Origin of the sequence: Bradyrhizobium sp., from assembly GCF_019242285.1 — a bacterium.
In the GTDB taxonomy this organism is placed as follows: Bacteria; Pseudomonadota; Alphaproteobacteria; order Rhizobiales; family Xanthobacteraceae; genus Bradyrhizobium.
Genome location: NZ_JAFAVV010000722.1, coordinates 1 through 8083, shown reverse-complemented (window position 1 = coordinate 8083; position 8083 = coordinate 1). Strand labels below are relative to the sequence as shown.

Annotated in this window: 9 protein-coding genes; 5 read left to right on the top strand and 4 right to left on the bottom strand. The window is 64.9% G+C overall.

Features of this window, described 5'->3' with window-relative positions; translation table 11 throughout:
- Positions 1-565, bottom strand: a 565-nt coding sequence (locus JOY90_RS29190) for an aldo/keto reductase (RefSeq protein WP_291694557.1), incomplete at its 3' end; no start/stop codon positions are given.
- A 441-nt stretch (positions 566-1006) separates the two neighbouring features.
- Here JOY90_RS29190 and JOY90_RS29185 point away from each other — a divergent pair.
- Together JOY90_RS29185 and glgX are read left to right on the top strand one after the other, a co-directional pair.
- Positions 1007-1201 carry a hypothetical protein gene (locus tag JOY90_RS29185; RefSeq protein ID WP_291694556.1) on the top strand — a complete coding sequence of 65 codons (195 nt, stop codon included), beginning with the start codon at positions 1007-1009 and terminating at the stop codon, positions 1199-1201.
- 81 nt (positions 1202-1282) lie between these two features.
- Positions 1283-3508: a glycogen debranching protein GlgX gene (gene glgX / locus JOY90_RS29180; protein WP_291694555.1), complete on the top strand. Its 2226-nt coding sequence runs from the start codon at positions 1283-1285 to the stop codon at positions 3506-3508.
- 26 nt (positions 3509-3534) lie between these two features.
- Here glgX and JOY90_RS29175 read toward each other — a convergent pair whose 3' ends face one another.
- Positions 3535-3738, bottom strand: coding sequence for a hypothetical protein (locus JOY90_RS29175; RefSeq protein WP_291694554.1), 204 nt, complete (start codon positions 3736-3738; stop codon positions 3535-3537).
- A 141-nt stretch (positions 3739-3879) separates the two neighbouring features.
- Here JOY90_RS29175 and JOY90_RS29170 point away from each other — a divergent pair, with 141 nt between their 5' ends.
- From JOY90_RS29170 to JOY90_RS29160, 3 genes are all read left to right on the top strand, one after another.
- Positions 3880-4611 (top strand): Crp/Fnr family transcriptional regulator, encoded by a 732-nt coding sequence (locus JOY90_RS29170; protein WP_291694553.1) that lies wholly within the window; start codon positions 3880-3882, stop codon positions 4609-4611.
- Between the two features lie 172 nt (positions 4612-4783).
- Positions 4784-5041, top strand: a complete 258-nt coding sequence (locus JOY90_RS29165) for a hypothetical protein (RefSeq protein ID WP_291694552.1) — start codon at positions 4784-4786, stop codon at positions 5039-5041.
- Between the two features lie 211 nt (positions 5042-5252).
- Complete coding sequence (locus JOY90_RS29160; protein WP_291694551.1) at positions 5253-5741, top strand: ferritin-like domain-containing protein; 489 nt, start codon at positions 5253-5255, stop codon at positions 5739-5741.
- 105 nt (positions 5742-5846) lie between these two features.
- Here the strand turns inward: JOY90_RS29160 and JOY90_RS29155 are convergent, their stop codons facing one another.
- Positions 5847-7460, bottom strand: coding sequence for a response regulator (locus JOY90_RS29155; RefSeq protein ID WP_291694550.1), 1614 nt, complete (start codon positions 7458-7460; stop codon positions 5847-5849).
- Positions 7461-7462: 2 nt separating this feature from the next.
- The coding region (locus tag JOY90_RS29150) for a response regulator (RefSeq protein ID WP_291694549.1) at positions 7463-8083 on the bottom strand (621 nt) is incomplete at its 5' end.

The following is an 8083-nucleotide window of genomic DNA, read 5'->3' as shown; positions in this document are numbered from 1 at the left end:
AATAGGCGACGACGGCAACCTTGTGGCGTTCGCACCACGGGATCACGGCGTGTTCGATCGCGCGCTCTCTGAGATGATAGAGCACCTGGTTGCACGCGATCCGGCCCTCGCCTGCGATAGCGAGTAGTTCGTCGAGATCATCGGCATCGAAATTGCTAACGCCCCAGGATCTGATCTTGCCGGCGCGCACGAGCTCGTCGAAAGCGGCGACCGTATCCGCGAGCGGATAGGAGCCGCGCCAGTGCAACAGATAGCAGTCGAGACGATCGGTCCCCAGCCGTTTCAGCGAACGCTCGCAGGCCGTGACGGTGCCGCGGCGCGAGGCATTGCCCGGCAGCACCTTCGAGACCAGGAAAACCTCGTCGCGCAGACCCGCGATCGCCTCGGCGATGACGACCTCCGCCTCGCCGTACATCTCGGCGGTGTCGATATGGGTCATGCCGAGCTCGACCCCGCGCCGGAGCGCGGCGATCGCCTGCCGGCGGTCGCCACGGTCGAGATGCCAGGTGCCCTGCCCGATCGCGGACACGCCGGCTCCGCCGGCGCCGAAGATTTTCGATTGCATGTCGGTTCGTCTTCTCACTCTACAACAGGTTCATCGCGCCGAGATCGCCGACAGCCGCCCGCCGTTCGAATTCGTGATGTGAGGACGATCTCGCGGATCGCCGGGGAGGTGTCGGGCATCGCCGGGAACGGTCGGGACCCGGTCGACCTTGGCTGCGTTTCCAAATGGCGCATCTTCTTGCTTGATCCCGGTCCGCCTGCGGACGGAATCAGACCATAGTCGACCTCCATCGCGGCGTCGATTGGCCGCGCGGCATGGCTGACCGCCGGCCGAATTGGTTGCGCTCGCGAAATCGACAAAAATCTTCAACCACCCTGAAACTGCAAGGACGCAGCTTTGTTGCTTGCGCAGATGCGCGTGCAGGGCGCCGGGACAGGCCGCCGGCGATTTGCAGGCGGCTCCCACGTCCCCCATTTGCGCGTTGTAAGGACACGAGAACCGATGAACACGCCAGAATCGCGTAAGGATTACGCCGTCCCCGCCGAGCGCGGCTGGGCGCGCCGGCTGCAGCAGGAAGCGAGCCGGTGGAGCAGCGCAAGACCCTTCGAAATCCGCCCGGGCTCACGCGTCGTGCAGCACGGCAGCCGCACCATCCCGGTCATGATCAAGCGTGCCCGCCGCACCAAGGGCGCCTGAACTCCGTCCCGCTCGCCACCGGAACCCGGCGGCGCAGCCGGCGTTGTCGCCCGCCGGGCCGGTTCCGTCGAGGGGGATTTCATGGATGCATCATCTTCGGGCGATCCTTTGCTGCAGGCGGCGCAGCTCCTGCGCCGCTCGATCATCACCGAAGGCAAGCCGTTTCCGCTCGGCGCGACCTGGGACGGCCTTGGGGTAAACTTCGCGCTGTTCTCCGCGCATGCCACCAAAGTCGAACTATGTCTGTTCGATGACACCGGCGAGACCGAGCTCGAGCGGATCGAGCTGCCCGAATATACCGACGAGGTCTGGCACGGCTATCTGCCGACCGCGCGGCCGGGCACGGTCTACGGCTACCGCGTTCATGGTCCCTATGAGCCCGACGCCGGCCACCGCTTCAATCCCAACAAGCTCCTGATCGATCCCTATGCACGGCAGCTCATAAGTCAGCTCAGATGGGGGCCCGAGCTGTTCGGCTACCAGCTCGACCATGCCGACAAGGACAAGTCCTTCGACGACCGCGACAGCGCGGCCTTGATGCAGAAATGCCGGGTGATCGATCCCGCCTTCACCTGGGGCACGGCGCGCAAGCCCGAGACGCCGTGGCAACGCACCCTGATCTACGAGATGCACGTCAAGGGATTCACCAGGCTGCATCCGCTCGTCCCGGAGGAGGACCGCGGCACCTTCGCTGGCCTGGCCCATCCGAACGTGCCCGCCTACCTGCGCTCGCTCGGCGTCAGCTCGGCGGAGCTGTTGCCGATCCACGCCTTCGTCGACGACAGCTATCTCGTCGACAAGGGCTTGCGCAACTACTGGGGCTACAACTCGCTCGGCTTCTTCGCGCCCGAGCCGCGCTACCTGAAATCGCCCTATGCCACCGAGTTCAAGGCGATGGTCAACCAGTTCCATGCCCACGGCATCGAGGTGATCCTCGACGTGGTCTACAATCACACCGCCGAGGGCAACGAGCTCGGCCCGACGCTGTCTTTCAAGGGCATCGACAATGCGAGCTACTATCGCCTGCTGCCCGACGACAAGCGCTACTACATCAACGACACCGGCACCGGGAACACCGTCAACCTCTCGCATCAGCGCGTGCTGCAGATGGTCGCCGACTCGCTCCGCTACTGGGCAACCGAGATGCGCGTCGACGGCTTCCGCTTCGACCTCGCGACCATCCTGGCGCGCGAGCCCTATGGCTTCGACGAGGGCGGCGGCTTCCTCGACGCCTGCCGGCAGGATCCGGTGCTGTCGAGCGTCAAGCTGATCGCCGAGCCCTGGGACATCGGTCCCGGCGGCTACCAGGTCGGGCAGTTTCCGCCGGGCTGGGCGGAATGGAACGACAAGTTTCGCGACACCGTGCGCAGCTTCTGGAAGGGCGATGCCGGCGTGCTGCCGGATTTCGCTCGCCGCATCTCCGGCTCCGGCGATCTCTTCAACAAGCGCGGGCGCAAGCCCTGGGCCAGCGTGAACTTCGTCACCGCCCATGACGGCTTCAACCTCAACGACCTCGTCTCCTACAACGACAAGCACAACGAGGCCAACGGCGAGGACAATCGCGACGGCCATTCCGACAACCATTCCTGGAACTGCGGAACGGAGGGGCCGACCGGCGATGACGAGATCATCGCGCTCAGGGAGCGGCAGAAGCGCAACCTGCTCGCCACCATGATGCTGTCGCACGGCACGCCGATGCTGCTCGCAGGCGACGAATTCGGCCACACCCAGAACGGCAACAACAACGCCTACGCCCAGGACAACGAGATCACCTGGCTCGACTGGATGGGCATCACCGCGCAGGGGCGCTCGCTGCGCGAGTTCGTGCGCAAGCTGACCGCTACCCGCAAGGCGTTTCCGATCCTCTATCGCGGCCGTTTCGTGGTCGGCACGCACAACGAGGAGCTGGACGTCAAGGACGCCACCTGGCTGTCGCCTTCAGGCGACGAGATGAGCATCGAGCAATGGCACGACGCCAACGCCCGCTGCTTCGGCATGCTGCTCGACGGCCGCGCGCAGGCCAGCGGCATCAAGCGCCGCGGCGAGGACGCAACGCTGCTGCTGATCTACAACGCGCATTATGACATGGTGAATTTCACGCTGCCGGCCGTGCCGGAAGGCGACGGTTGGCAGGGACTGATCGACACCAATCTTCCGGACGGCAGGCTCGATGCATTTCCATTCGGCCACGTCTATGCCGTCACCGGGCGCTCGTTGGTGGCCCTCGGCCTGTCCGCGCAACAGGGCGCGACGCGGCAAGGGATCGGAGCCATCTTCGACGTCACGGAGTTCCCGCTGTCGGACTGAGCCGAGCACCATCCGAGAGCCGGCTGCTATTTCGGGCCTTGCAGTCCTGACGAGGACAGCCAGCGATCGATCCTCGCGGCGGCGTCACCGTCACGGGCCTTCAGCATCAGTTCGTCACGTTCGCTTCCGGGCGGCGTGCGCCGCGCCATGGCACGCGCATTGCGGGCGAAATTCTTCAGCCGTTCCTGAAAGGACAGTTCGGGTCTCTTGCGATTGCGCTTCTGGGTCATGACCGGCCCTCGTTTGGCCAAACGGAGCACCTCCGGCCGAGCGCGTCCTTAACTTTTGTTTGGAACCCACAAATTGAAGGGAGGTTCTCCTGCTTTCGGCCCTCAGCGGCCAAATCGAGTGACCTGCTTCGGAGCTGCCGCGTGGACGCCGAGCCAATCTCTGACGCCCTGGTCCGTCGTCTTCGCACGACCTCCGGGCTCACCGCCGATGAAGAGCAGGCCATCCGCGTCCTGCCCGTCACGGTGAGGTCATATGGCGCCAATCAGACCATCGTGCGGGACGGTGACCGGCCCACGGAATGCTGCCTGATCGTCGCGGGCTTCTGCCTGCGCGCAAAAACGACGTCCACCGGCCATCGGCAGATCCTTTCGATCCATATTCCGGGCGAGATCCCCGACCTGCAGAGCCTGCATTTGCACGAACTGGATCATGATCTCGTCAGCTTGACCGATTGCACGCTTGGTTTCATCAGCCATATCGCATTGCGTGAGTTGCACCGCCGCTGGCCGAACGTCGCCGAAATCTTCTGGCGTGATACCCTGGTCGACGCTGCGATGTTCCGTGAATGGATCGTCAATGTCGGGCAGCGGCCGGCGCCGAGCCGGCTCGCGCACATCATCGTCGAGCTGCGCGAGCGGCTGCGGATCATCGGCCGGGTCGATCCGGACGGCTTCGAGATGCCGCTGACCCAGGAGCAGATCGGCGAAGCGATGGGCATCACGGCCGTGCACGCCAACCGCGTGATCCGGCAATTGCGCGAGGACAATGTGGTTGAGCTCCATCGCGGCCGGGTCACGGTGCTGAATGAAATGAAGCTCATGGAACTTGCCGATTTCGACGGGCGTTATCTGCACCAGTCGCCCAGTCTGTAGTCACAGGTTTCGCTCTCGCTGCGAACGACGAAACGAAGACTAGAATTATTCTAGTTGTGTTTCGGTTCGACAGTTCAGCTTAGTGCAGGGGTTCGGAAGTGCTCCTCCTCACTCGCACCTGCGTCGCAACGCCGGCACGACAATCCCTGCACGAATCGTTGGAAGCATTTTCATGGCCCGCTTTCATTTCCACATTCACGAGGACGGCCGCCGCATCGCCGATGAGGAGGGCCAGGAATTCGACGACAACGCCCAGGTTCGCCAGGAGGCCGTCGCGACCGGCGCCTCGATCGCCCGCGACGCGTTCATCACCGGCAGCGCGCGCCGAGTCGTCGTCGACGTGCACCGGGAAAACGTCCCGTTCCTGAAGGTGTCGATCTCGCTCGAGGTGGAGGATCAGGCCGCCGCGCCGTCGCGCCCGACGACATAGCTCCGCGCCGGGATTCGATCGGCTGCCTGCTCGAGCCCTGCCTGCTCGAGCCCTGCCTGCTCACGGCCCTCCCCCTCAGCTCCGCCGTGATCAAGGCGAAGCGCGCTGCTGAAATCCTCGGCGCGCACGTCCACCCGCCGCGCGAGGAACTCCGCTCGCACCCTCGTGTTGAGAAATCGGACGTCAAATTCCAATCAAGAGGGTCACTTCCATGTCCGACAAAGATCTCAACGACCTGTTCCTCGATACCTTGAAAGACATCTATTACGCCGAAAAGCAGATCTACAAGTCGCTGCCGAAGATGGCGAAGGCCGCGCAGTCCGAGCAGTTGCGCGCCGCCTTCGAGAAGCATCATGGCGAGACCGAGGCCCAGATCGAGCGCCTCGAGGAAGTCTTCGAGCTGTTGGGCAAGCCCGCGCGCGGCAAGAAGTGCGACGCCATCGAGGGCATCCTCGACGAGGGCAAGGAGATCATGGACGAGTACAAGAACACGCCCGCGCTCGACGCCGGCCTGGTTGCCGCAGCCCAGGCCGTCGAGCACTACGAGATTTCGCGCTACGGCACGCTGAAGACCTGGGCCCGGCAGCTCGACATCAAGGACGCCGTCAAACTGCTCGACCAGACGCTCGCCGAGGAGAAGAAGACCGATGAGACCTTGACGAAGCTCGCCATGTCCGCCGTCAACGCCGAAGCCGCCTAGGCGACGCCGTGAGGCGCGTCGGCGCGGGGCCAGAATGCAACGAGCGGTGGGCGCGAGTCACGGCTCTCGGTTCCACCGCTCACGCATGAACGGTGTTTCCTCCGTTCACTTCTGAACAGTCGCCGGCTCGCGCGGCGTGTCGAGCGACGAGCGCACGGCGGCTGCGAATTCCGCCGGCCGAAACGGCTTGTGCAGCAGCGCCGCCCTGCCGACCGCCTGTTCCAGCGCCGCCGTGTCGGAATAGCCGCTGACGAAGAGAATCCGAAGATGTTCGTTGTACCGCCGTGCGGCGGCCGCCACCTCGGCGCCGTTGGTGCCCGGCATGGCGAAATCGAGCACCATCAGGTCCGGCTGGTGGTTCTCCAGGAGGCGCAACGCGCTGCGCCCGTCGGCCGCCTCCTCGACCTGATAGCCGAGATCCGACAGCACGCCGACCATGATCTGCCGGACGTCGGGATCGTCGTCCACGACCAGCACCGATTCGAAATTGCCGCTCGACACCTGGCCTTCACCGGCCTGCTCGTGCCTGGCGGCGGCGCGGGCGATCGGCAGCGAGATGCTGATCCGGCTGCCCTGCCCGACCGCGGTGTCGATCATGACGTCGCCCCCGATCTGCCGGACCACCCCATAGACCTGCGACAGGCCGAGGCCGGTGCCCTTGCCTGGCGGCTTGGTGGTGAAGAACGGATCAAAGGCGCGCGCCACCACTTCCGGCGACATGCCGGTGCCGGTGTCGGCGACGCAGACGATCACCCGCGCCGGATCGACCGGATCAGGTCTGGTCGTGATCGTGAGCGTGCCGCCCTCCGGCATCGCGTCGCGCGCATTGATCGAGAGGTTGAGGATCGCGAGCTCGAGCTGGTTGGCGTCCGCCAGCGCCGCCGGCAGATCCGGGGTAAGCTCCCTCGCGATGGTGATCTCGGCGCCGAGCGTCTGGTTCAGCAGCTCATACATGCCTTCGATCAGATTGTTCAGATTAACCGCGGTGGTCGCGAGCTTCTGGGTGCGGGAGAACGCCAGGAGTTGCGCGGTCAGTTTGGAGCCGCGCTCCGCCGCCTTCACCGCGTGCTCGGCATGGCGCGCGATGCGGGGATCGGTCGCGCGCATGCGGATCAGGTCGAGATTGCCGACCACGGCGGTCAACAGATTGTTGAAGTCGTGGGCGAGTCCGCCGGTCAGATGACCCACCGCCTCCATCTTCTGCGACTGCACCAGCGCCTGCTCGGCGCGCTGCCGCTGCTCGATCTCGGACTTCAATTTGAGATTGGCGGTTTCGAGATCGGCGACGCGGTCGCGCACACGCTGCTCCAGCGTGGCGTTCAGTGCGCGCAGATTATCCTCGGCCTTTCTGATGCGCAGCATCGCATTGACCGCGGCCCCAAGTTCGAGCGGCTCGGCCGGCTGCACCAGGAATGAATCCGCCCCCGAATCCAGCCCCTGGGTGCGGTCCGTCGACTCGGTGAAGGTCGAGGAGGTCAGGAGCACCATGACCTCGGGCCATTTCCGCTTGATGAAGGCGCAGACCTGGTAGCCGGTGATATCGGGAAGCTGCACGTCCAACAGTACGATGACAGGCTTCTCCGACTCGACCAGCCGCAACGCCTCCGCGCCGTTCCGCGCCTCGATGACGGTAAAACCGCTCTCTTTCAGGTCCCGCGTCTTGACGTAGCGTGGGACGTCCTGGTCGTCGACGTTGAGGATGAGGGGCCTGTCGGACACGGTCACGCGGCCCCCATCGTTGCGTCGCGCAGGAACAACGACACGTTCTCGCGCGAGATGGCGTTCTTGGAGATCACCCTGGTGCCGGCCGGCAAGCGCGCCTTCAGCTCCGCATTGACGTTGAGCGAGGTCGAGACGATGACGGGCGTCACGCTGGTGCGGCCGTCGGCATTGAGCTCCTGCAACACGGTGAAACCGTCCATGGTCGGCATCTGCAGGTCGAGGATGATGACGTCGGGCCTCTGCTCACGCGCCGCCTTCAGGCCGACGTCGCCGTCGATGGCTTCGAGAAATTCGTATCTCGGCTCGCTGGAGATGATCTGCCGCATCACGTAACGGAAGGTCTCGTCATCGTCGATCAGGAGAACGCGCTTGCGGGTGTTGTCGACCGCACGGCGCGCTCGCGACGGATCGCCGCGCTCGGGCGGAATCGACAGCGTGAACACCGAGCCCTGGCCGGGCACGCTCTCCACCGTCAGTTCGCCGCCGAGCAGCTCGGCAAGGGATCGCGACAGCGGCAGGCCGAGGCCGGTGCCTTTGACCCGCTTCTGGATCCTCGTGTCGACCTGAGAGAACTCCTCGAAGATGCGGCTCTGATCGGCGGGCGCGATGCCGATGCCGGT

Excerpts from the sequence above, each read along its gene's own strand:
- JOY90_RS29160 (WP_291694551.1), top strand. The coding sequence starts at position 5,253 with ATGTCCGACAAAGATCTCAACGACCTGTTCCTCGATACCTTGAAAGAC.
- JOY90_RS29165 (WP_291694552.1), top strand. The coding sequence starts at position 4,784 with ATGGCCCGCTTTCATTTCCACATTCACGAGGACGGCCGCCGCATCGCC.
- JOY90_RS29175 (WP_291694554.1), bottom strand. The coding sequence starts at position 3,738 with ATGACCCAGAAGCGCAATCGCAAGAGACCCGAACTGTCCTTTCAGGAA.
- glgX (WP_291694555.1), top strand. The coding sequence starts at position 1,283 with ATGGATGCATCATCTTCGGGCGATCCTTTGCTGCAGGCGGCGCAGCTC.
- JOY90_RS29185 (WP_291694556.1), top strand. The coding sequence starts at position 1,007 with ATGAACACGCCAGAATCGCGTAAGGATTACGCCGTCCCCGCCGAGCGC.